Here is a 21,501-nt window from a genome sequence, read left to right as displayed (position 1 = left end):
AGTGCGTTGATCTCTCTTTATTCTGCCTGGAAAAAGCCACGTGAGAAATGACGGATGACACCCCGGTCAGTGAGCATTTTTGCCCTGGTCGTTCTGGTTTTTTATTCATGCAGGGTCTTGTAAATCATGCGTGCCATCACTGAGCCAAGTCCCGGAACCAGTTGCAGGTCTTTTTCTGAAGCTTTTAATACCCCCTGAATCCCGCCAAAATGGGTCAGTAAATCACGACGGCGTTTAGGCCCTAAGCCCGGAATTACTTCCAGTATGGATGAGCCGCGCTTTTTGTCACGTTTGGCCCGGTGCCGGGTAATGGCAAAACGGTGCGCTTCATCACGCACCTGCTGGATCAGATGCAATGCCTTATGATCTTCCGGAAGCTGAATCTTGCTGCCATCGGTAAAATGCAGGGTTTCCAGACCCGGCCTACGGCCTTCGCCCTTGGATACCCCGATCATAAAGGCATCCAGCCCCAGCTCCTGCATCACCTCCATAGCCATATGCAGCTGACCTTTGCCGCCGTCGATCAGCAGTAAATCCGGCAGCATGGCCTTTTTATAACGCCGAGTTAGGGCCTGACGCATGGCCGCATAATCATCACCTTCAGTAATGTCATGAATGGAAAACTGGCGATAATCCCGTTTCCGGGCACCCCCACTGTCAAAAACCACACAGGAGGCCACGGTATCCTCACCCATCGTATGTGAGATATCAAAACACTCAATCCGGTCTACCGGACGACCGACCACCTGCTCTAGCTGATGGAAGCGTTCATTCAGTTCAAAATGATTGGCCAGCCTGCCCTGAATGGCATTCTGCACATTCATTTCGGCCAGCTCCAGCCACTCGGCCCGGGTTTCCCGGACTCTGGACTTGATCTGGATTTTTTTGTCAAAATGCTGGGACAATGCGGCTTCCAGCTCCTTGCGATCAGCCACCTCAATATTGACGATCAGTTCTGTCGGAATTTCATCGGCCACCTGAAAATAAAAATTAGCAATAAAATCTGCCAACATCTGCCCCAGATCATCACTGAGCATGTCCGGGAAATAGCCTTTTCCCCCCAACATTTTGCCATTACGCACATGCATGATCTGCACACAGGTCACACCGGCCTGAGAGGCAATCGCCAAAATATCAGCCTCGCCCTTGACCTTATAAATCGCCTGCTGGGCCTGCACATCACGCAGCAAGGCCATGCGGTCCCGGAAAAATACCGCTTTTTCAAATTCCAGATTTTCTGCCGCAGCTTCCATTTTGGCAATCAGTTCCTGGTTTAACTCCCGGGTATCACCACGCAGGAAACGGATTGAATTATCAACATCTTCCTTATAGTCTTCTGGCGAGATAAAGCCGACACAGGGCGCTGAACAGCGCTTGATCTGATATTGCAGACAAGGCCGGGTACGGTTGGCAAAAAAACTGTTTTCACAGGAGCGGACATTAAACAGTTTTTGCAGAATCACCAAAGTATCACGTGCATTATAGGCACTCGGATAAGGCCCAAAAAACTTGCCGACCTGATGCTTCCCCTTGCCGCGTCCACTGGCCAGACGCGGATAGGGCTTATCCGCCGAGACAAAAATATAAATATAGGACTTATCATCGCGCAGCATGATGTTATAGGGCGGGCGATGCAACTTGATCAGGTTTTGCTCTAAGAGCAAGGCTTCGGTTTCCGAACGCACGATCAGGGTTTGAATGTCATAAATTCGCGCCACCAGAGCCTGAGTTTTGGGATGATCAATGGTTTTGACAAAATAGCTGGATACCCGGTTTTTCAGGTTCTTGGCTTTTCCCACATACAACAATTCACCATCTTTGCCATACATCCGGTAGACCCCGGGCAAGGTGGTCATATGGGCCAAGATTTTTTCAATATGAGGGCGTGCGTTCTCGTTCACCTAAAACCTATTTTTCACCTGCAATATGCAGATATATGTGATGTTTCTTGTGTCATTTTCAAGCAATAATACAAAATTAGCCAGAACGGGGCAGCTAAATCAACAGATTGAGGCAGAGCGGACAGTTATAAGTCCTCCGCCATGCGGTGATTGCTAAAAGCTATAAATTGCCTGCGCGATCTTTGCTATGCTCAAGCTGTTCTATCTCGAGATGATCCAAGATGACCAGTTCCCCATCCGGTATTCATATTGCGCAACCTGCGACCTCCAGCCAGAGTCGCGCTGAACGGGACCGCCTGATCGGGAAACCACGTTTTCATTTTGAGCCTGAGTCGGTCATGCAATTCCTGCGCGAGCGCATTATTGGACAGGATGCTGCCTTAACTGAAATCGAGAACATGCTGCATGTGGTCAAAGCCGATTTTTCCAGCCCGGAACGACCGCTTTCAGTGACTTTAATGCTCGGCCCTACCGGCGTCGGTAAAACGGAAACCGTACGCCTGATTGCTGAGGCAATTTATGGCCGTCCGGATGCCTTCTGCCGGATTGATATGAATACGCTGGCGCAGGAACATTATGCAGCGGCCCTGACTGGCGCACCACCGGGCTATGTTGGCTCTAAAGAAGGTCATAGCCTGTTTGATGAAATCGCGATTACCGGCAGTCATACCCGCCCGGGCATCATGCTGTTTGATGAGCTGGAAAAAGCCAGTACCGAAGTGATTCGCGGGCTGATGAATGTGCTGGATACCGGCCGCCTCACCTTGACGGCCGGAACCAAAACCATTGATTTTCGTAACTGTATGATTTTTATGACCAGTAATATCGGAGCACAGGCCGCCCAGCAATATCTGGAAAAACTGGCTTATCTGCCACAGAAAATGCAGCAACTTTGTCTAAAAAAGCTAGCGACTCAGCGTATTATTGACCACATCATGCAGCGTCAATTTGATCCAGAATTCCTAAACCGGATTGATCGTACCTTGCACTATCAAGCGGTACAGCAGGATGCCTTGCCGCGTCTGGTTGAGATTGAACTGGAAAAACTCAACAAACGTCTGCAACATCAGCAGCGTCAGGTGCATTTAAGCCCCGCCGCCAAGGCCTATTTTTATCAGGGTCATGACATCCGTTATGGCGCCCGCCATCTGGGCCGTAAAATACGCACAGAATTGGAACCGATTCTGGCCATGTATTTCTTGAAACAGCCAAAACAGTTCGAGCTTTTTTTAGATTGTCATGACGGACAACTACGAATTCTGCCCGCCCCCTCGGAGGATTGATTCCCAGCCGCTCAAACTGATTTAGCAGAGCTTTTTGCCTGATGTGATGCAATCGCCTGCATAAATTGTTCTGGTTTTTGAGGCGAAATTAGCACATATTTTTGCGTATCTGCCTGCATATAAGTAATTTTCAAACGTTTTAAAGATAGCGCCGGAGCTACCTCGGAATAATCCGTGGGCTGGATCTGTTGAATGGCATGCAGCGGAATCTGCCAGCGCAACCACAGGCTTTTAATCGACAGCATATCGTCCTGAACAATATAGCGGGTACTCCATACCGGCCACCAGATCACGACAATCGTCAGTATATAAACAGCACTATGCAGCGGATATTGCAGCAGCGTACCCTTAGCCTGCATGGTCAGTAATAGCTGTATGAGCAGTCCACTCATACAGATGATAAAGGCCAGCAGCCACCAGTCTTTTTTGGAACGAAATATGTGCATCGCTTTCCCCTGTTTCTGTATCTATCTTACACAAAATCAGAGTCCTGTGCTGAGGCTTCCCGATCAATAAAAAACACCCAGATGGGCGTTTTTTATCTTTTAGTTATGGTTTAGGAGAACACATAAGGCCGGATAAAAATCAGGAAGAATATCCCCAGCATCAGGAACCATTTCAGAAAATAGTAGAGCTGGCGGTTTTTGGCCTTTAACGCTTTGGCTTGGATACGAATCTGATAAACATAGGCAAAGGCTTTGTTTAAGCCACCGGTCTGGTCTCCGGCCTCATTCGGTGAGCTGGCCGCGGTCATCACCTTTTTACCAAACCAGTGATTAAAAGCTTCCATCCAGCGGGTTTTTAAAGGGCGCTCTACATCGGCGAAAAAAATAATCCGGTTTTGATCGGTCTTATTTTCGGCATAGTGAATATAGGTTTCATCAAATACCACACTCTCGCCATCGCGCCAGGAATAACGTTCGCCATCGACATCAATAAAACAGCGGTCATCATTTGGAGTCATTAATCCCAAATGATAACGCAATGAACCGGCATAGGGGTCACGATGCCTTACCAGACGGCTGTCTGGCGCCAGTTCGGTAAACATGGCGGCTTTAATGCTGGGCAGGGTTTGCAGCAAGGCGGTGGTTTTTGGACACAGCTCTGCCGCAGACGGATGGGCCGAGTCATACCATTTTAGATAAAAGCGTTTCCAGCCGGTCTTGAAAAACGAGTTAAAGCCGAGATCATCATATTTACTGGAGGCTTTGATGCCCCCTTGTTCATACAGAGCCCGGGCTTCATCACGAATCATTTCCCAGTGTTCATCCAGAACCTGCAAGTCCTTAAAATGCTGGGTATCGATATAAGGCTGATTGGGCACCCTGGAAAACAGGTACATTAAAAAATTGATGGGTGCCAGCAGGGTCGAATGATCAAAAAACTGACGGTAAAATGAATGCCGAACTTTGCCACGGCGTTGTATATATAACGCTGAAATGACGAAAATGGCCAAAATAATCCACTTAAGCATATTAGTATCCAGAAAACTTTAGGCCCCCAACTAGGCACAGGAAAAACACATGAGTCAAAAAATGTCGGTATTATAACAAAGCGGATCTCTCTGCTAGCACCACACTAATGGAACGCAGTGTCGCGTCTATTTGCCTTAGCTGAACTACATATTTTCTAGCTGAATTGACTTTTTTGACTAAAAAACCACAGAGCGAGTATTTGCAAGCAGTCCGTTCTAGGTTATAAAAATTCAGCCATCGTAATAAAAAAAGTGAAAATGAAACAATAACTTCACTACACTACAATGACAGTTCGCTAGAGCCTGACTGTAACCGCAACTGAACTGGTCGCTAAAAATTGATGACCCTTGCGTCACGGCTTGATACAACTTGTGATGTTCTTTTTGGCTATAGTTATCGTAAGATTGGCGAAGTATAAAAGTGTGCGGGAAATGCGCGCTTGCTTCACAACATCAACTTAGAAGTCCTCCAAAATAAAGGAGATCAGGGCATGATCCACGCTGGCAATGCCATTACCGTCCAAATGCTTGAGGACGGAATTGCAGAATTCCGCTTTGACTTACAAGGTGAGTCGGTTAACAAATTCAACCGTGCAACGATTGAAGATTTTAAGGCTGCAATTGAGGCCGTATCTCAGGCTGATATTCAGGGCCTGATTGTGACTTCAGCAAAATCTACTTTTATTGTAGGTGCTGATATCACTGAATTCGGGGCTAACTTCGCACAGGGCGAAGAGGCAATTGTTGACTGGGCGATGCCAGTTCACGAAATCTTCAATAGCTTCGAAGACCTGGATATTCCTAAGGTGGCTGCCATTAACGGCATGGCACTGGGTGGCGGTTTCGAAATGTGCTTGGTCTGTGACTACCGTGTGATGTCAGAACAGGCGCAAGTTGGCCTGCCTGAAATTAAACTGGGAATTTTCCCGGGCTTTGGTGGAACAGTGCGTTTAAGCCGTCTGATCGGTATCGACAATGCTGTTGAATGGATGGCAATGGCTGCTCCTAAAAAACCGGCTGCGGCACTCAAAGATGGTGCCGTGGATGCAGTGGTTGCCGCAGACAAGCTGAAAGATGCAGCAATTGACCTGGTGAAACAGGCGATTCATGGCCGTCTGGACTGGAAGGAAAAACGTCAGGAAAAACTGGACCCAGTGAAGTTGAACATGCTTGAGCAAATGATGGCATTCAACACGGCTAAAGGTGCAGTACTGGCGAAAGCGAATCCAGCTCAATATCCGGCGCCAAAATTATTGCTTGACTCGCTTCAGGCGGGTGCCAGTCTGCATCGTGACGACGCGCTAAAAATAGAAGCTCAAGGCTTTGCCAAAGCAGCAGTAACACCACAAGCAGGCGCATTGATCGGTCTGTTCCTGAATGACCAAGTGGTGAAAAAAGCCTCTAAGCAACATGAAAAAGGTGCACATCCGGTCAATCAGGCTGCTGTACTGGGCGCTGGTATCATGGGTGGCGGTATTGCTTACCAGGCGGCAAGCAAAGGCACGCCAATCATCATGAAGGATATTGGTAACCCGCAACTGGCACTGGGTATGTCTGAAGCCAACAAACTGCTGACCAAGCAGGTTGAACGCAAAAAGATGAAGCCAGCGCAAATGGGTGAAACTCTGGCGCGTATCCGTCCGACTTTAAGCTATGAAGAGTTTAAAGAAGTGGATATCGTGATTGAGGCAGTTACTGAAAATCCTAAAGTCAAAGAAATCGTTCTCGCAGACACTGAAAAGCATGTCCGTGAAAACACGATTATTGCATCCAACACGTCGACGATTTCAATCACGCGTTTAGCAAAAGCGCTGCAACGTCCTGAAAATTTTGTTGGTATGCACTTCTTTAACCCGGTACACATGATGCCACTGGTTGAAGTGATCCGCGGTGAAAAGACCTCTGAAGAAGCCATTGCAACGACTGTCGTTCTGGCCCAGAAAATGGGTAAAACGCCAATCGTGGTAAATGACTGCCCGGGCTTCCTGGTAAACCGCGTCCTATTCCCTTACTTCGGTGCGTTTGACCTGTTACTGAAAGACGGTGCAGACTTCCAGCAAATCGATAAAGTCATGGAAAAATTCGGCTGGCCAATGGGTCCTGCTTACCTGATGGACGTGGTCGGTATCGACACGGGCGTACATGGTGCAGAAGTCATGGCCGAAGGTTTCCCTGACCGTATGAAGCCTGATTACAAAGGTTCTATCCAGACCATGTATGAAGCAAAACGTCTGGGTCAGAAAAATGATGTCGGTTTCTACAAATACGAACTCGACCGTAAAGGCAAAAAAGCTAAGACTGTTGATCCAACAGCATATGACGTAATTGCTCCGGTGGTATCAGGTGAAAAACGCGAATTTGATGCTCAGGAAATTATTGACCGTATGATGCTGGCCCTGTGCAACGAAACAGTACGTTGTCTGGAAGATAACATCGTGGCGACCCCTGCTGAAGCGGATATGGCGATGATCATGGGTATTGGTTTCCCTCCATTCCGTGGTGGTCCATGCCGTTATATCGACCAGACAGGTGTTGCTGAATACGTGGCACTTTGCGACAAGTATGCACATCTTGGTAAGGCTTATGAAGCGCCGCAAATGTTGCGTGACATGGCTGCTAACAATAAAAAATTCTACGGTTAAGGAGTGACGTGAATGGCTACTTTAAATCCACGTGACGTTGTGATTGTTGATGGCGTACGTACGGCCATGGGCAAATCGAAAAACGGTATGTTCCGCAATGTACGTGCCGACAGCATGTCAGCTGAACTTATCCGTGCGTTGATGGTTCGTAACGAATTCGACCCGAATGAAGTTGAAGACGTGATCTGGGGCTGTGTAAACCAGACTCTGGAACAAGGGATGAACATTGCGCGTAACATCGCATTGTTGGCTGATCTTCCTAAGACTGTTGCAGGTCAGACCGTAAACCGTCTGTGTGGTTCTTCTATGCAGGCGATCCATACTGCGGCTGCTCAGATTGCCACTAACCAGGGTGATATTTTCATCATTGGTGGTGTAGAGCACATGGGCCACGTTGGCATGATGCACGGCATCGACCTGAACCCTGCTGCATCTAAGCACTATGCAAAAGCCTCAAACATGATGGGCTTGACGGCTGAAATGCTAGGTCGCATGAACGGCATTACTCGTGAAGAACAGGATGCGTTTGGTGTTGAATCACACCGCCGTGCCTGGGCTGCGACTGAAAATGGTCTATTCCAGAACGAGATCGTAGGCATTGAAGGTCATAATGCTGACGGTTATAAAGTTCTGTGCGATATTGATGAAGTGATCCGTCCGGATGCCAACATCGAAACTTTCCGTGCTTTACGTCCAGTATTCGATCCTAAAGGCGGTACAGTAACTGCTGCAACGTCTTCAGCATTGTCAGACGGTGCATCGGCTATGTTGCTGATGTCTGCTGAACGTGCTCAAGCTTTGGGTCTGAAACCACGTGCAGTGATCCGTTCTATGGCAGTGGCAGGCTGTGATGCTGCGATCATGGGTTATGGCCCGGTTCCGGCAACACAAAAAGCATTGAAACGTGCTGGCCTGACGATTGAAGATATTCAAACTGTTGAGTTGAACGAAGCCTTTGCTGCGCAAGGTCTGTCTGTACTTAAAGGCTTAGGGCTGTACGAGAAACAGAACATCGTGAACCTGAATGGTGGTGCGATTGCATTAGGTCACCCGTTGGGCTGTTCTGGCGCGCGTATTACTACCTCTCTCCTAAACATCATGGAACAGCAAGATACTCAAATCGGTCTTGCGACGATGTGTATTGGTTTGGGTCAAGGTATTGCAACAGTGATCGAACGTGTTTAATTCTTAAATACGTAGATAAAAAGAAAACCCCGCTGAGTGCGGGGTTTTTTGTCCCTTAAAATTCCCTTATCCAAAGAAAGTCATATGGCAATATTTCCTACATAGCAACACTGCTATGACTTTCTAAGGAAAAAAAATGGAAAATTTAGCAATTCAATTTAAAAGTTCTTCAACTATACAAAGTTCAAATATGCCTAGTGCTATTGCAAGTTTAAACTTCAAAAAACTGAAATTTAAATTAACTATAGGTTCTGAAGCAAAAATGTCTGTTGATGTCTGTGAATTTGCCGAACAAGAATACAAACGTTTTCTAGCGTTAAAATACATTTATCCAAAAGAAACGTTAGTACCTAACAGACTTGTTGATGAGTTTTGGCATGCTCACATTTTAGATACTCGAAACTACCACATGGATTGCATGAAAGTTTTTGGAGCTTATCTGCATCACTATCCATATTTTGGCATTCATGATGAAGTCGACCAACAAAATTTAAAGCATACATTCCGACGAACCAAAGAACTTTATGAAATTTGGTTCGGCTCGTATCCGGACTTCACGATAGAGGCACGCTGTGGAGATGATCATGCCTGCCATGCTCCTTCAAGCTGTGCATGTCGAGTACCCGGTGCTTGTAAATAATCCTTAAAACTGGGCAGTATTACTGCTCAGTTGCCTTACATAGCGTTTCAATTGCTATATCGAATTGTAGATCCAATTTCTTAGAGAATTTTGTCTGTTTGTTCTTTTCCCACTGTTTATATTCAAGAAAAAAAATATATTTCTTCAATGCATCTTCTTTCTTAACAGTTAATGAACCTTGCTTTGCTCTTTGAATATCTTTTTTTAAGCGCTCATAAAAAGAGGCATCCGTATCAGAAAAAGCATCACTAAAAGCCTTTAAATTTCCTGCATAAACTTCATCGACCAAGTTTAAAAAATTACTCAAATTCGTATTTAAATTTAATTGAATTACTTCTGTACCAACTACGTGCATTCTTTTATACCTGCTCTAACTACTTCAGGATCTAATTTACCCCATAATGGGTATTTTGTATTTTCAACAACATAAGTAGTAAAACATGTACATGTTTTATCAATACGCTCAGCATCCCACTTTTTCTTCTCTAGTGCCACATTAGCCTTACAATTGAGATCAAACTGTCTAACTTGTGTGTCTGTCCAATTTGTTTGTATTTTGGAATAATTGATTTCAGTTGGTCGGAGAGCATCCTTAATCTGATTTATACCTACTCCACCAGCGACTCCGATCATGCCTGCAATAACTAAAGTCTTCAGTAAACCAGATTTAGACTTTTCTTTATTAATAAGAATTAATGGATTTTTGCATGTACCACAGTGATAAAGCCCCTGCTCTCCTATTTGATTAAGTTTATTTACTGTATTACAGGATGAGCAAGTAATATATCCATTTGTTTGAAGTTCGCCCACTACACTCTCTAAAATAATTATTTGTTTGAAATAATTATAATTCTTAACTAGACCAAATGTTATCCCTTTGTAAAATTGGTTTATTTTTCCACCAATAAAATCCTATTTATAAATCACTTAAATTTTATACGCGTATGATCAAGCCTCTTTTTTCCTACTTCTTTAAGGGGTTTATATGAACATGCTTAAAACCGTACTTGCGACTGCAATCGTAGCAACTTCTGTATCTGCAATGGCAACTGAAGCTCAAGTAGCACCTGCTGCTACAACAACTACAGTTCAAACTGTTGCTAAAGAAGCTGTTGCACCTGTGCAAGCAAAAGTTGAAGCTGCTCAAACTACTGCTACAGAAGCAAAACAAGCAACTGAAGCGAAAGTTGAAACAGTAAAAGCTGAAACAACTACTCAAGTAGAAAATGCACAAGCCACCGCAGAACAAAAAGTTGAAGCTGCAAAAACAGAAGTAGCAGAAGCAAAAGACGCAACTGTTGAAACTGCTGCTGAAGTAAAAGAAACTATTACTGAAAAAGCCGAAGTGACTCAAGCCGAAGTAAAAGCTGAGAAAAAAGGCTGGTTCTCTTGGTTTAAAAAAGCAGCTTAAGAATTTTTAAGCATAAAAAAGATGTCTGCCTGACATCTTTTTTTTGTTTTGGAGGATTTAATTTATGTTCAGGAATTAAAACTTAATTTTATTTAAACCTTTTGCGCCAGCATGGTGGCAAAGCGCTGTTTAATCCGATGGCCCTGTTCATCTACACGGTGTAACTCACCAATATCTTCATTGTATTTCACCAGATTCCAGCCTTCATAATAAGCACTGAGCTGTCCCGGTTTAAAACTAAATGGAAAGTCTGGCTGTACCGGAATATCGTCTGTATCCATGGCACAGACAATCAGGTTATAACCACCCGGCACGGTGGCCTGCTGCATTTGTGCGATCAACGGCGGAATGGTTTTTGCCTCAAGGAACATCATCACCACAGTACAGTAGATCAAGTCATATTGGCCTGTAATGCGGGTATCTGTGTTGAGATCGCGACGCTGGATCTGCAAGTGATCAATTTGCTCCGTTTGTACAATTTGTCTCAAGGTCTGCAAACTGTTTTCGTTAACATCCCAGGCATCGACTTTAAAGCCGTTCTGGCTTAGATAAAGCGCATTACGTCCTGTACCGCAGCCGATATCCAGCGCACGACCGCCCTGTAAATAGGGCATGGCAGCCAGCACTTCAGAATGGGTAGGATTCAACTGATATTTCTTGCTGAAATAATCATCAGGCCGGCAATAAAAACGCAGCTGGCATTCGACATCCTCGCTGGCAGAAATAATCTTGTGCCAAGCCTCAGGTTCAATAAATGGTGGTTGCTGCTCTGGTGTAAACACATGTTCAGATTGCACCTTACCCGATTCTTCCAGCATGGCAAAATGTAGCTTACCTTTTAAGACTGTCAGTTTTGCCCAGGTACCTGCTTTGGTGTTGTGCTGATTCTTGAAACCCTGAGGAATACTCTGCTGTGTCCAGACCGGAAGTTCCTTATAACAAATGAGCTCTTGCATCAATCTCGTCCTCCATCTCATGCATGCGCCGCCTGTCATGCTTCTAGCGACGGGTTTATGGAGTTCAGCATAGCCTGTTCAGGCCGGAATGAAAATCATGCTTATGTACGCTGTACTCATAAAGCAGCAAGATACAGACCACACCTGAAAAATAAAAAAGCTGCCTAGATCGACAGCTTGGGTGTAGGTAGATCATAAATAGGAGGCTTGGACTAATGTAGTAGTTCTGACTGTAGCCAGCGCATATAATTTTCCTGATCCATAAAATCCGGTGCGCCTCCCAGATCCAGACTGAAATATTGCTGGTTAAACTGGATTACAATCTGTTCGGTATAGTGCCAGTCCTCAATCAGCTTAAAATATTGATTCAAGAAAAATCGGCTCCTGCCTTCATTATTTAAACTTTGTAATTTTGGACATATTTTATTTGCGACAAACTCACTGTACACCTGCTGAATATCAGCAAAAACCTGAATTGTTTGCATGACTCACCTGCTTAAATGTTATGTCGTGATCTGTGCGACATGTCCAATTTAAGCACTGAGTTTGAACAGCAGATGACAGTCATGTGGCAATCCTGTGATTACCTACAGGGCTATAGCTTGTTTTCAACCGCTTTCTGGTTGGCGCTCGCAACTTGTTGCATCTGCCTGTTCAAGTCCAGCATGTCCTTGTACAGCGCATTAAACTCTTTCACCGCTTTATCCTCATAGAACATAAAAGTCTGATTTTTCTTTTGCCATTTATGTTGTTTTAATAAAGCAAAAAGCGCATCTGCCTTAGCTAGGCTCTGTTTTTCTATTTCAAAAATCACATGAGCATTACTGTTTTGCTGACTATCTTTCAGATTCTGGGTCAGTTGTTGGCGATAACGATTTTTAATATCCAGTTGCTGAGCCTTATTAATCAGCTCGGCATCACGTTGCTGAATTTTCTGCTGATAATCATTCACAATCTGATGTACCTGCTTGAGCATCGCCTCAGTGTCTGTATAACCCTGCGTCTGGTCCTGGGCTAAGCGGTCAATATTCAGAAAATTCTGCCAGTTGGCTGCCTTCAGTTCACGCAAATACTGGTTGCGTTCCTCGGCACTGTCACGCAGTTGGCCCAGTACAAATTCAGCCATGATGGCATAATCACCATCTAGTCGCTCATCTTCAATTTCCAGCTGGATGGGTGTAGACCAGTTTTGTGCCTGCTCTGCAATCTGCTGTGTTTTTTCTTCCAGCACCATTTCATATTCGGCCAGCTCAGCCTGATTTTTTTGTTGTACTGAATATTGATAAAATAGCCCGATAAAAATAGCCAGGGTCGCACCGGCTAAAATCATAAAAACACGCGGCATGCACACGCTCCAGGTCTGGGATTCAGATCTTGTTTCTTCAATACACTATGCTCATTTTTCAGGCAGAATTCAAGACCGATGAATTTTCTTGTATTTTTAACGACCCTTAGGCAGCATGATTTTGAGAGACAAAAGAAAGGAATTCTCTCTTTATCCCTCACGCAACACAGTGCCGCTGAAGAAAGCGGCCTGAATGATTATCGAAAGGTAAAAGGCAGGCTGATGTTAAGCTGGTTGGGATGAAACTGCTCCCGTACAATCTGCACCGTAGTGGCATTCGCATCAATTCCAAAAGGCTGCAAGATGGTATACAGGCCCTTTCTGGGATCGGCAGATTGTAGTCCTGCTGCCACCACCAGAACATATTCCCGGAACACCACAGGTAGGCTGTCAAGATCAGGCTTAGGCGCTGCACGAACCACATCAATGCTTCCGGCAAAGTCGGCATCGACGCTATAACTTTGAATATCCCGTTCGACTTTCATCAGATAACGGTTTAATGCATCCCGCTGACTGGCTTCTTCCTGATAAGGAATAATTTCGGTCATGGCGCGTAGCTCTGGCTCTGCCATCACAATTAAGGTGGGAAGAACCACAGAACCTGAGCTTACAGGAGCAGCCTGGGTGAATGTAGCCGTACCTGCGACAAGCGCAAGCAAGCTGAGGTTTAAAGCTTTTAAGAGAGTCATCATTCATACCCCTCGGATAGAAAAGTAAAAAATATCTGACTTTTATCTTACAAACTTTATGCCTTGATATTGTTAAGTCTGATAAACGGTCATTCGGCTGAGCATGACAGGTCTATAAACAGTCCAGCCGACTGACTCTGCGTATGAACCCTGCATACAGACAGAAAAATACATCAGGCACAGATAAAAAAAATCCCCAAACTAGGTTTGGGGATTTTTTTGAATATGGTGGCGAGACCCAGGATCGAACTGGGGACACACGGATTTTCAATCCGTTGCTCTACCGACTGAGCTATCACGCCGATGCGGTGTATTAAGCCGTATCTGGACCCATTAGTCAATCAAAATTATGAAAAAAATGATTGAGTGGGTGAATTTTAATCTAAAAAAAATCCCTGATGGGATCAGGGATTGAAAACTTTAAATTTGTTTTTGAATATGGTGGCGAGACCCAGGATCGAACTGGGGACACACGGATTTTCAATCCGTTGCTCTACCGACTGAGCTATCACGCCAATGTCGCGTATTAAACAGTTTCAGGCCGCAAGCGTCAAGAGCGAAATAAAGAAAAACCACCAAATGTTTAGTTTTCCACCAATACCCCGCTTAAATTGAGCATTTTGGCTTAAAACCGAATCAACACCGGCCTTTCAGCAGCTTTTTACCTCAAACAGCAGGCTGGTTAAATTTTTTCTAGATTCGCCAAACAACGGTGAATAGCACCACAGCCCGGAACAAAGGTTTTTACACCTTTTTCTTCTTCCATTCGACAGGCTTCTGCAACCAGCCTTTCTGCTACCCCCCGCCCTCGATTGGCCGGATGCACCACAATATTTTCCAGAATCCGGCTTTCACCTTGTCCCGTGGCCCAAATTGCACCAATGATTTTGGTATTAAATTCTGCCGTATAAAGTAGGGTATACTGTGCCAGGTTTTGCTCTAGTTGTTCTATGGCATCTGCCCCATCACTAAATTCAGGGCTGGTGTCATACAGTCGCTCAAGCTGGCTGCGCACTTCGTCATTTTCCAAAGAAGTATAAGCATGTACGGTGATAGGCATTGATAAACCCTCCTGAGCAATCTAATATGCGGTGACGTCGTCACGGCGAAAAATATTTTCTACATCAATCATTTTGACGTATTTGAGGAACGTGTCTATGACAGATCGTATCAGTGAAGTGGTAAGAAATACCAACGAAACCAAAATTCGCGTTCGTTTGAACCTCGACGGTACTGGTCAAGGCACCTTAAACACAGGGATTCCATTTTTAGATCATATGATTGATCAAATCAAGCGCCATGGCTTGTTTGATATTGATATCCATTGTGATGGTGACTTGGAAATTGATGACCACCACACGGTAGAAGATTGTGGCATCAGCTTGGGGCAAGCCTTTGCACAGGCACTCGGTAATAAAAAAGGCTTAAAACGCTATGGCCATTTCTATGCCCCACTAGATGAATCTTTAAGCCGTGTCGTAGTCGATCTTTCAGGCCGTCCGGGGCTGTTTATGGATGTTCCTTTTACCCGTGCAACCATTGGCCGTTTTGATGTAGATCTGTTTTCTGAATTCTTCCAGGGTTTTGTCAACCACGCCTTAATGACGGTACATATCGACAACCTGAAAGGCAAAAACAGCCATCACCAGATTGAAAGTGTATTTAAGGCTTTTGCCCGTGCACTGCGTATGGCATGTGAAGTTGATCCACGTGCTGCCAATACAGTGGCGTCTACCAAAGGGACACTGTAATGCCCCGTATTGCCCTTCTTGACTATGGCATGGGAAATCTGCACTCGGCAGCCAAAGCCCTGGAACATGTCGGTGCCACTGTTGATGTGACCAATGATCCAAAGCTGATTGCACAGGCAGACAAGATTGTCTTTCCAGGGGTCGGTGCAATGCGTGATTGTATGCAGGGCATGCATGAAGCCGGTATTGATACCGTGGTGCGTAATGCCGTGTTTAATAAACCGGTGCTGGCAATCTGTGTCGGCATGCAGGCGTTAATGCAACATTCTGAGGAAAATGGCGGTACGCCGGCTCTGGGTATTTTTGAAGGTGCAGTCAAGCACTTCCCGGAGATGGCCGGCTTAAAAGTGCCGCATATGGGCTGGAATCAGGTACATCAGGCGGACCCCGATCATCCGATGTGGAAAGATATCGATCAGGACGCGCGTTTCTATTTTGTACATAGCTATTATGTAGAACCGCAAGACCCGGCTATTGTGGCGGCGCAGTGTACCTATGGCCTTGAATTTTGTACGGCGATTCATAAAGAAAACCTGTTTGCCACTCAGTTCCATCCGGAAAAAAGTCATACAGCAGGCCTGCAATTACTGAAAAACTTTGTGGACTGGAATATCTGATTCCTGCCCCGTCAACAAAGCCCGCGAGATGCGGGCTTTTTTACTGCCTAAGATTTAAGCTTTTCAGATTCAAAGAATAATTATATGATTCTCTCACCAAAAAAAACAAATGAAAATAAAAGGAAATAATATGCTTAATACCATTGATGATTCTGGATTCAAACCTGCTGGCCGTTTTAGCCGTCGTTCTTATCTCGCCTGGAATATGCTCATGGGCTTTTTCTTTCTGCTCATCGGGTTTGTTATCGCCTTGATGCTGCCAGGCATAAATCTGGATACTCTGGGAAGCTCGCTCTCCCCTCCTGTAATCATCCTGTTTATTTTCCTGTACGGCGTGGCTATTTATTTTAGTATGATCTTTACTATTCGCCGCCTGCATGACCGCAATCATAGCGGCTGGTTCAGCCTGCTGCTGCTGGTGCCTGTGGTGAATATTTTATTTGCCCTTTATCTCCTGTTTGCACCTGGGGATCAACAGGCGAACCAGTTTGGACAACCCCGTACTACCCGTGGCTGGGAAAATGTACTGGCTATTTTGTATATTCTGGTCCTTATTTTATTATTCATAGCGACTTTTATGATATCGGGTGACTCTCTGCCAAAACTCTAAATCATCCGAGTATTGAAGCATGGGCCTCTTCTAGCTGCCCATGCCTTTCATTCCGCCCTGCTTTTTGCACTTTATCCTAAAAAGTTTTAAGCTGTTTTTTTACAGATATATACAGCGCCGCCATGGATGAATGCTTACATTCCGTCTTACCAAGCAAAGAACACATTGCAACGTTTCCTCGGTTTCAAAATCTTGTACCTGAACGCATCCTTGTGATTAACAGTCTGCAGCAATGTGAAGCCTTGCGTTCGGAGCTTGAACAGGTGACAGTATTCGGTTTTGACTCGGAATCCAAACCCACTTTTAAGGCCGGTGAAGTGTCTACAGGCCCGCATCTGATTCAACTGGCAACTCTGGACAAAGCCTATCTTTTTCAAATGCACGAGCAGATCTGGCAGTTTTTAAAACCGATTTTTGCCAGTCGTGACCAGATTAAAGTCGGTTTCGGCCTGAAAAATGATGCCCATCTCTTTCGTAAAAGAGGGATTGAACTGAACAACGTGATAGAGCTATCGACATGTTTTAGGGATTTTGGCCTAAAAAATCCGGTGGGGCTGAAAAATGCCATGGCTTTACTGTTTCAGGTCAATTTCCCCAAATCGAAACATATCAGCACCTCAAACTGGGCCACAAAACATCTCAGTCCGGCCCAGATCAGCTATGCGACAGCCGATGCCTATGCACCGCGTCTAGTGTTTGAAGAACTACTGGCGCGAGGATTATTACCCAAAGACCTTCCTGGTACCTCACTCAAACCCAAAATCCAGCCGAACTCCACAATATAGCTGTTTAAAAAGGTTATTCGCTCTTTAGCTGTGCTCTGTATTTTCAGCATTCTATTTTTCAATACCCCACAATACTTGAACGCCCAACAGCAGCTAAAGTAGCCAATAAAGTCCGGTCAATGCAAATCAGCGTGCCTGTGGAATTGCCCTGTTAAATTCAGCCGGCCAGAAAACCACTCTCTACATAAATCACTAAAATAATGGAAATAAATTACAGAACTCTCCCTTATCTTCGGACAGGTTTTCTCTTTTCATACGGTTTATCAGTTAGAAATTTTGACTTTATTTGCTAAGATGAGCTGATACAAATTCATTCTAAAGATTAAGCAAGGAGCGAAAGCATGCTGATCATCCCGGCAATTGACCTGAAAGATGGCAAATGTGTCCGCTTAAAACAAGGTCGTATGGAAGACGATACCGTATTTTCTGATGATCCGGTTGCAACAGCACAGCATTGGGTCAATGAAGGTGCTCGCCGTCTGCATCTGGTAGATCTTAACGGTGCCTTTGCAGGTACACCGGTGCATAAACCGGTGGTCGAAGCTATTGTCAGGTCTCAACCTGAGCTGCCTATCCAGATTGGTGGCGGAATCCGTTCGCTGGAAACGATTGAACATTATCTGGAAGCAGGTGTGTCATTTGTAATTATCGGCACAAAAGCGGTTCAGGAGCCTGAGTTCGTCGAAGAAGCATGCAAGAAATTCGCTGGACATATTATTGTCGGTATTGATGCCATGAATGGCATGGTGGCAACCGATGGCTGGGCCAATATTACCGATGTCAAAGCCACTGATCTGGCCAAACGCTTTGCAGATGCCGGCGTATCTAGCATTGTCTATACTGATATTGCGCGTGATGGCATGATGCAGGGTGTAAACATCGAGCAGACCGTCACTCTGGCACAATATTCAGGGTTGCCTGTGATTGCTTCAGGTGGGGTCACCAATATGGATGATGTACGTCAGCTGAAAGATCAACCGGGTATTCTAGGTGCAATTACCGGCCGTGCGATTTATGAAGGGACTTTAAGCCTGCGTGAAGCACAATTATTGCTGGATGAGCAGGAAGCGCTATAATACGTCACTGCTGAAGAAAGAGGTCTGCGGGCCTCTTTTTTTATTGTCCTATTTTTTTGATCTCCTTCCCCATGTCTACATCTGTTTATCATCTCCGCTCTGGCTGGACAGCCAAAGCGCCTCAAATCGCCCTGATCCTGATCACGATCATCTGGGGTGGCAGTTTTATTACCGTACAATACGGCCTGAATTTTAGCAGTCCAGTGCTGTTTGTGGGCTTGCGTTTTGCGGCAGCTGCGATTGCGGTAAGTTTGATCTCACTTCAGCATCTTCGGGGCATGACGCTAAAAGAAGTATGGGCCGGTGCGGTAATTGGCGCGGTGATTGCTATAGGGTATGCCACCCAGACGGTGGGGCTACAGAGTATTAGCAGTAGCGAGTCGGCCTTTTTGACTGCCCTGTATGTTCCTCTGGTTCCTTTGCTGCTCTGGCTGCTCTTCGGTAAAAAACCGCAGGTGATGACCTGGGTAGGTGTTCTGTTGGCCTTTGTGGGACTGGTGTTTTTAACCGGAAATGGCTGGGGTGCAATTCAGCTGAATTTTGGCCAGATCCTGACCCTGCTTGGTTCATTTGCAATTGCTTTGGAAATTATTTTTATCAGCCATTTTGCCGAACAGGTGAATGTACGGCGGGTGACTGTACTGCAACTGTTTTTTGCCTCCCTATTCTGCTTTCTGGTTGCACCTTGGCTTGGAGAGTCCCGCCTGCCAGTGTTTCACTGGCATCTGGCTGGTATTTTAATCGCGCTGGGAATAGCCAGTGCGTGTATACAGCTAGTTATGAACTGGGCCCAGCGGCGGGTAGATCCGTCTCAGGCAGCCATCATTTATGCTGGAGAGCCGATCTGGGCCGGCCTGTTTGGCCGTCTGGCCGGAGAACGCCTGCCCGCACTGGCCCTGCTGGGTGGGCTGATGGTGGTACTAGGTGTCATTGCAAGTGAATGGAAACCCCAATTCCTCAGAAAAATAAAAAAGGAAAAGCTGGGATAGCCAGCCTTCTGCACTTGAGCTGCATCTCAGCCCGCTCAAGAGCAGAAGGTGCAAACCTGAATACAATAAAAATATGCTTTCATTTAAAAGTTCAATCCAGAAATTCACTGTTCAGCACGATACATAGGCTGGTTATCATTCAGGCGCATAATGCCGCGAATCGCCCGATAGACAATCCAGATCCAGGACAAACCAATGACGGCAATACAAAAAGCTGAAGCGCCCAAAGCCACACCGGTAAAGAGATCCGGATCGTCATGGGTAAAGAACAACAGCAGGAAAGGAATGAAAGCGATGATATTCCAGATCAGATACCACCAGAAAGTGCGGATTTGCCAGGTAAAATGACTTTCAAAAATTGTCCCGCGCACCGCAGAACGTTTTACATAGTTAATCACCAGGGCAATGATTGCCAGCAAGCCTGCGCTAAAAATCGCCACAATATATAAAATATACAGAATCAGGGTTAGGCTTCGATTCGGATCTTTATCAATAGAGTAGTTCATCATGCTCCCGAGGCTGCTCCTAAATATTAAAACTATTCAAGGGAGAAATCAGCCATACCATTAAAATAATATTAAAGGCTATGGTACAAAAATAAATCTGCCTAAAAGGTTGTTTTTGTGTTTTGTGCCTTAATTTTTGCTGTGCCAGCCAGGCAGCCGGCCATCCGCCTAAAAAGGCCACCAGATGCAGGGTATTTTCCGGAATACGGCGATTACCGAGTTGCGCGGCTTCCTTATCCTGAGCATAGAGCCAATAGCTCAGGGCATTGATCAGGCTGATGAATAACAATACCAAACCACTGAGCAGACCGGCCAGAGTCAGCCCTGCCAATACCAGAATATAAACCACACAAGCAATCTGCATCCGCTGTAATTTTTGAGAAGGCGCTGTGGTCGCTGCTGGCTTGCGTGCAGACGCTGTTCGGGCTTGAGAGGCTTTTAGGTACATCACCTGCTGGGCGCGATAACGTCCACGCTCATCCAGAATTACCAGATAATCCAGTGCACAGCCAACAATTGGACGCGGTCCCGGGCGTGCAAAATCCTTGATATGCAAAAACACGCGGTCTTTGGCCTGATCATTGGGCTGAATAAAACCATAGCCCTTATCATCAAACCATTCCACCAGACGCCCCTGATCACGCATGTGCCCCATCCTTTTCTATATCAATTTAAGCAGTGACAAACTTTAAACGTTCAATCAGCATATTACGCATCTCGATTGGATTTTTTTGCAAAATATCTGCCCCGCTACGTCCCTCGGTTGTATTCTTCTGGGCCACCTGTAAACGCATCATCCAGAAACGTCCGGCTGCCATGGCCAGATACAGCTCCAGACAGGCTTTTTCATCTTCAGTTAAAGGACGGACACCTTCATAGGCAGTGAGAAAAGCCAGGGCCTTCTCTTCGTTTAAAGTAACATCGGGATAATTGCTACAGAAATCATTTAGGGTAATCGCGATATCAAACAGGAATTCGTCTTTATTCAGCTCATAAAAATCCAGAATTCCCTTCAGCTCGTCACCTTGGAATAAGGTATTGTCACGAAACAGGTCGGAATGGATAAAGCCGCGTGGACGGTCTGGATAGACCGCAGTCAAAGCATCATACAAACCTAAAAGTTTGCCTAGTAACACCTTGTCTGCCGGACTTAAACTGGACTTGAGATCCAGCGCCACACCATACCAATAGGCATGGTCACGTACAAAGGCGCGCTCCAGTTCGAAGTTTTGCAAGGCCATATGCATTTGTGCCTGCGCCACTGCAATCGCCTCAACCTGAGCCACGGTAGGCGATATTGGATGCTCCCCCATCAGACGCGGTGCAATCTGGGCCGGTTTATTCTTGATACGGTGAATCGCTTTGCCAGAGTGAAATAAGGGAACTGGTACCGCCAGTCCAGCCTGCCCCAAACATTCCAGTACAGGCACCAGTTCTCCTGCCGCCTTGTCATCCAGTTCTTCAAAGATGGTCAGGACATATTGCCGGTTTTCGCAGACCAGAAAATAGTTGGTGTTTTGAATGCCTGCCTGAATAGGAATCAGGTCGATCACCTTCAGTCCATACGGTGCTGCAAACTCCTGAACTTCCTTTAAAGTCAAAGTGGTATAAACCGACATAGAAAACCTGCGAAAAAACCTA

At 45.6% G+C, this 21,501-nt stretch carries 24 protein-coding genes and 2 tRNA genes; 11 read left to right on the top strand and 15 right to left on the bottom strand.

Annotation, left to right across the window (positions count from 1 at the left end):
• Positions 1-101 precede the first annotated feature (101 nt).
• The gene (gene uvrC, locus E2K74_RS11095; protein ID WP_151207588.1) at positions 102-1,901 is read right to left on the bottom strand and encodes an excinuclease ABC subunit UvrC; all 1,800 of its coding nucleotides are present in this window, start codon (positions 1,899-1,901) and stop codon (positions 102-104) included.
• 221 nt (positions 1,902-2,122) lie between these two features.
• On the opposite strand from uvrC, the gene E2K74_RS11090 reads away from it, so the two are divergent.
• A complete protein-coding gene (locus tag E2K74_RS11090; RefSeq protein WP_151207586.1) occupies positions 2,123-3,184 on the top strand; it encodes an AAA family ATPase in 1,062 nt (353 codons plus the stop codon).
• A gap of 11 nt (positions 3,185-3,195) precedes the next feature.
• Here E2K74_RS11090 and E2K74_RS11085 read toward each other — a convergent pair whose 3' ends face one another.
• Both E2K74_RS11085 and lpxO read right to left on the bottom strand, forming a co-directional pair.
• Entirely contained in the window at positions 3,196-3,630 is a 435-nt protein-coding gene (locus tag E2K74_RS11085; protein ID WP_151204961.1) for a PH domain-containing protein, read from the bottom strand.
• Between the two features lie 110 nt (positions 3,631-3,740).
• Positions 3,741-4,658, bottom strand: coding sequence for a lipid A hydroxylase LpxO (lpxO, locus tag E2K74_RS11080; RefSeq protein WP_151204960.1), 918 nt, complete (start codon positions 4,656-4,658; stop codon positions 3,741-3,743).
• A 491-nt stretch (positions 4,659-5,149) separates the two neighbouring features.
• Here lpxO and fadB point away from each other — a divergent pair, with 491 nt between their 5' ends.
• The 3 genes from fadB to E2K74_RS11065 all read left to right on the top strand — a co-directional run bounded on the left by fadB (position 5,150) and on the right by E2K74_RS11065 (position 9,125).
• Positions 5,150-7,300, top strand: a complete 2,151-nt coding sequence (gene fadB / locus E2K74_RS11075) for a fatty acid oxidation complex subunit alpha FadB (protein ID WP_151204959.1) — start codon at positions 5,150-5,152, stop codon at positions 7,298-7,300.
• Between the two features lie 12 nt (positions 7,301-7,312).
• Entirely contained in the window at positions 7,313-8,485 is a 1,173-nt protein-coding gene (gene fadA / locus E2K74_RS11070) for an acetyl-CoA C-acyltransferase FadA (protein ID WP_151204958.1), read from the top strand.
• Between the two features lie 136 nt (positions 8,486-8,621).
• The gene (locus E2K74_RS11065) at positions 8,622-9,125 is read left to right on the top strand and encodes a glycine-rich domain-containing protein (RefSeq protein ID WP_151204957.1); all 504 of its coding nucleotides are present in this window, start codon (positions 8,622-8,624) and stop codon (positions 9,123-9,125) included.
• Between the two features lie 19 nt (positions 9,126-9,144).
• Here the strand turns inward: E2K74_RS11065 and E2K74_RS11060 are convergent, their stop codons facing one another.
• Entirely contained in the window at positions 9,145-9,480 is a 336-nt protein-coding gene (locus tag E2K74_RS11060) for a hypothetical protein (protein WP_149494653.1), read from the bottom strand.
• Positions 9,471-9,935 (bottom strand): hypothetical protein, encoded by a 465-nt coding sequence (locus tag E2K74_RS11055; RefSeq protein WP_151204956.1) that lies wholly within the window; start codon positions 9,933-9,935, stop codon positions 9,471-9,473. The genes E2K74_RS11060 and E2K74_RS11055 overlap by 10 nt, the downstream gene beginning before the upstream one ends.
• Positions 9,936-10,110: 175 nt before the next feature.
• On the opposite strand from E2K74_RS11055, the gene E2K74_RS11050 reads away from it, so the two are divergent.
• Complete coding sequence (locus E2K74_RS11050; RefSeq protein ID WP_151204955.1) at positions 10,111-10,536, top strand: hypothetical protein; 426 nt, start codon at positions 10,111-10,113, stop codon at positions 10,534-10,536.
• Between the two features lie 92 nt (positions 10,537-10,628).
• Here E2K74_RS11050 and tehB read toward each other — a convergent pair whose 3' ends face one another.
• The 7 genes from tehB to E2K74_RS11015 all read right to left on the bottom strand — a co-directional run bounded on the left by tehB (position 10,629) and on the right by E2K74_RS11015 (position 14,586).
• Entirely contained in the window at positions 10,629-11,492 is an 864-nt protein-coding gene (tehB, locus tag E2K74_RS11045) for an SAM-dependent methyltransferase TehB (protein WP_151204954.1), read from the bottom strand.
• A gap of 212 nt (positions 11,493-11,704) precedes the next feature.
• On the bottom strand, positions 11,705-11,977 hold the full coding sequence (locus tag E2K74_RS11040; RefSeq protein WP_151204953.1) for a hypothetical protein: 273 nt from the start codon (positions 11,975-11,977) through the stop codon (positions 11,705-11,707).
• Positions 11,978-12,087: 110 nt separating this feature from the next.
• Positions 12,088-12,837: a hypothetical protein gene (locus E2K74_RS11035; RefSeq protein ID WP_151204952.1), complete on the bottom strand. Its 750-nt coding sequence runs from the start codon at positions 12,835-12,837 to the stop codon at positions 12,088-12,090.
• Positions 12,838-13,034: 197 nt separating this feature from the next.
• Positions 13,035-13,526 (bottom strand): hypothetical protein, encoded by a 492-nt coding sequence (locus E2K74_RS11030; protein WP_151204963.1) that lies wholly within the window; start codon positions 13,524-13,526, stop codon positions 13,035-13,037.
• Between the two features lie 226 nt (positions 13,527-13,752).
• Positions 13,753-13,828, bottom strand: a tRNA-Phe gene (locus E2K74_RS11025).
• A 137-nt stretch (positions 13,829-13,965) separates the two neighbouring features.
• Positions 13,966-14,041: transfer RNA gene (locus E2K74_RS11020), tRNA-Phe, on the bottom strand.
• Between the two features lie 167 nt (positions 14,042-14,208).
• Positions 14,209-14,586 carry a GNAT family N-acetyltransferase gene (locus tag E2K74_RS11015; protein WP_151204951.1) on the bottom strand — a complete coding sequence of 126 codons (378 nt, stop codon included), beginning with the start codon at positions 14,584-14,586 and terminating at the stop codon, positions 14,209-14,211.
• A 97-nt stretch (positions 14,587-14,683) separates the two neighbouring features.
• Between E2K74_RS11015 and hisB the strand changes: the two genes are divergently transcribed.
• The 6 genes from hisB to E2K74_RS10985 all read left to right on the top strand — a co-directional run bounded on the left by hisB (position 14,684) and on the right by E2K74_RS10985 (position 19,354).
• The gene (gene hisB, locus E2K74_RS11010; RefSeq protein WP_151204950.1) at positions 14,684-15,277 is read left to right on the top strand and encodes an imidazoleglycerol-phosphate dehydratase HisB; all 594 of its coding nucleotides are present in this window, start codon (positions 14,684-14,686) and stop codon (positions 15,275-15,277) included.
• Positions 15,277-15,894 (top strand): imidazole glycerol phosphate synthase subunit HisH, encoded by a 618-nt coding sequence (hisH, locus tag E2K74_RS11005; protein WP_151204949.1) that lies wholly within the window; start codon positions 15,277-15,279, stop codon positions 15,892-15,894. Before hisB ends, hisH begins: the two co-directional genes overlap by 1 nt.
• 130 nt (positions 15,895-16,024) lie before the next feature.
• A complete protein-coding gene (locus E2K74_RS11000) occupies positions 16,025-16,504 on the top strand; it encodes a DUF805 domain-containing protein (RefSeq protein ID WP_151204948.1) in 480 nt (159 codons plus the stop codon).
• Positions 16,505-16,626: 122 nt separating this feature from the next.
• Positions 16,627-17,289, top strand: coding sequence for a 3'-5' exonuclease (locus E2K74_RS10995; RefSeq protein ID WP_151204947.1), 663 nt, complete (start codon positions 16,627-16,629; stop codon positions 17,287-17,289).
• A 341-nt stretch (positions 17,290-17,630) separates the two neighbouring features.
• Positions 17,631-18,365, top strand: a complete 735-nt coding sequence (gene hisA / locus E2K74_RS10990; RefSeq protein WP_151204946.1) for a 1-(5-phosphoribosyl)-5-[(5-phosphoribosylamino)methylideneamino]imidazole-4-carboxamide isomerase — start codon at positions 17,631-17,633, stop codon at positions 18,363-18,365.
• A 71-nt stretch (positions 18,366-18,436) separates the two neighbouring features.
• Positions 18,437-19,354, top strand: a complete 918-nt coding sequence (locus E2K74_RS10985) for a DMT family transporter (protein ID WP_151207584.1) — start codon at positions 18,437-18,439, stop codon at positions 19,352-19,354.
• A gap of 104 nt (positions 19,355-19,458) precedes the next feature.
• Here the strand turns inward: E2K74_RS10985 and E2K74_RS10980 are convergent, their stop codons facing one another.
• From E2K74_RS10980 to E2K74_RS10970, 3 genes are read right to left on the bottom strand one after another with little or no spacing between them, the layout of a single operon-like run.
• On the bottom strand, positions 19,459-19,860 hold the full coding sequence (locus tag E2K74_RS10980) for a DUF4870 family protein (protein WP_151205414.1): 402 nt from the start codon (positions 19,858-19,860) through the stop codon (positions 19,459-19,461).
• 19 nt (positions 19,861-19,879) lie between these two features.
• A complete protein-coding gene (locus tag E2K74_RS10975) occupies positions 19,880-20,506 on the bottom strand; it encodes a DUF1294 domain-containing protein (RefSeq protein WP_151207582.1) in 627 nt (208 codons plus the stop codon).
• Between the two features lie 25 nt (positions 20,507-20,531).
• Positions 20,532-21,479, bottom strand: a complete 948-nt coding sequence (locus E2K74_RS10970) for a homoserine kinase (protein WP_151207580.1) — start codon at positions 21,477-21,479, stop codon at positions 20,532-20,534.
• Positions 21,480-21,501 lie beyond the last annotated feature (22 nt).

Origin of the sequence: Acinetobacter sp. RF15B, assembly GCF_007558235.1 — a bacterium.
In the GTDB taxonomy this organism is placed as follows: Bacteria; Pseudomonadota; Gammaproteobacteria; order Pseudomonadales; family Moraxellaceae; genus Acinetobacter; species Acinetobacter lwoffii_C.
The sequence above is the reverse complement of the archived record's forward strand: the minus strand, read 5'-3'. Positions and strand labels throughout refer to the sequence as shown.

Bases quoted from the DNA above. Each gene is read 5' to 3' on its own strand.
- E2K74_RS11090 (WP_151207586.1), top strand. From the start codon at position 2,123: ATGACCAGTTCCCCATCCGGTATTCATATTGCGCAACCTGCGACCTCC.
- E2K74_RS11085 (WP_151204961.1), bottom strand. From the start codon at position 3,630: ATGCACATATTTCGTTCCAAAAAAGACTGGTGGCTGCTGGCCTTTATC.
- lpxO (WP_151204960.1), bottom strand. From the start codon at position 4,658: ATGCTTAAGTGGATTATTTTGGCCATTTTCGTCATTTCAGCGTTATAT.
- fadB (WP_151204959.1), top strand. From the start codon at position 5,150: ATGATCCACGCTGGCAATGCCATTACCGTCCAAATGCTTGAGGACGGA.
- fadA (WP_151204958.1), top strand. From the start codon at position 7,313: ATGGCTACTTTAAATCCACGTGACGTTGTGATTGTTGATGGCGTACGT.
- E2K74_RS11065 (WP_151204957.1), top strand. From the start codon at position 8,622: ATGGAAAATTTAGCAATTCAATTTAAAAGTTCTTCAACTATACAAAGT.
- E2K74_RS11060 (WP_149494653.1), bottom strand. From the start codon at position 9,480: ATGCACGTAGTTGGTACAGAAGTAATTCAATTAAATTTAAATACGAAT.
- E2K74_RS11050 (WP_151204955.1), top strand. From the start codon at position 10,111: ATGAACATGCTTAAAACCGTACTTGCGACTGCAATCGTAGCAACTTCT.
- tehB (WP_151204954.1), bottom strand. From the start codon at position 11,492: ATGCAAGAGCTCATTTGTTATAAGGAACTTCCGGTCTGGACACAGCAG.
- E2K74_RS11040 (WP_151204953.1), bottom strand. From the start codon at position 11,977: ATGCAAACAATTCAGGTTTTTGCTGATATTCAGCAGGTGTACAGTGAG.
- E2K74_RS11035 (WP_151204952.1), bottom strand. From the start codon at position 12,837: ATGCCGCGTGTTTTTATGATTTTAGCCGGTGCGACCCTGGCTATTTTT.
- E2K74_RS11030 (WP_151204963.1), bottom strand. From the start codon at position 13,526: ATGACTCTCTTAAAAGCTTTAAACCTCAGCTTGCTTGCGCTTGTCGCA.
- E2K74_RS11015 (WP_151204951.1), bottom strand. From the start codon at position 14,586: ATGCCTATCACCGTACATGCTTATACTTCTTTGGAAAATGACGAAGTG.
- hisB (WP_151204950.1), top strand. From the start codon at position 14,684: ATGACAGATCGTATCAGTGAAGTGGTAAGAAATACCAACGAAACCAAA.
- hisH (WP_151204949.1), top strand. From the start codon at position 15,277: ATGCCCCGTATTGCCCTTCTTGACTATGGCATGGGAAATCTGCACTCG.
- E2K74_RS11000 (WP_151204948.1), top strand. From the start codon at position 16,025: ATGCTTAATACCATTGATGATTCTGGATTCAAACCTGCTGGCCGTTTT.
- E2K74_RS10995 (WP_151204947.1), top strand. From the start codon at position 16,627: ATGGATGAATGCTTACATTCCGTCTTACCAAGCAAAGAACACATTGCA.
- hisA (WP_151204946.1), top strand. From the start codon at position 17,631: ATGCTGATCATCCCGGCAATTGACCTGAAAGATGGCAAATGTGTCCGC.
- E2K74_RS10985 (WP_151207584.1), top strand. From the start codon at position 18,437: ATGTCTACATCTGTTTATCATCTCCGCTCTGGCTGGACAGCCAAAGCG.
- E2K74_RS10980 (WP_151205414.1), bottom strand. From the start codon at position 19,860: ATGAACTACTCTATTGATAAAGATCCGAATCGAAGCCTAACCCTGATT.
- E2K74_RS10975 (WP_151207582.1), bottom strand. From the start codon at position 20,506: ATGCGTGATCAGGGGCGTCTGGTGGAATGGTTTGATGATAAGGGCTAT.
- E2K74_RS10970 (WP_151207580.1), bottom strand. From the start codon at position 21,479: ATGTCGGTTTATACCACTTTGACTTTAAAGGAAGTTCAGGAGTTTGCA.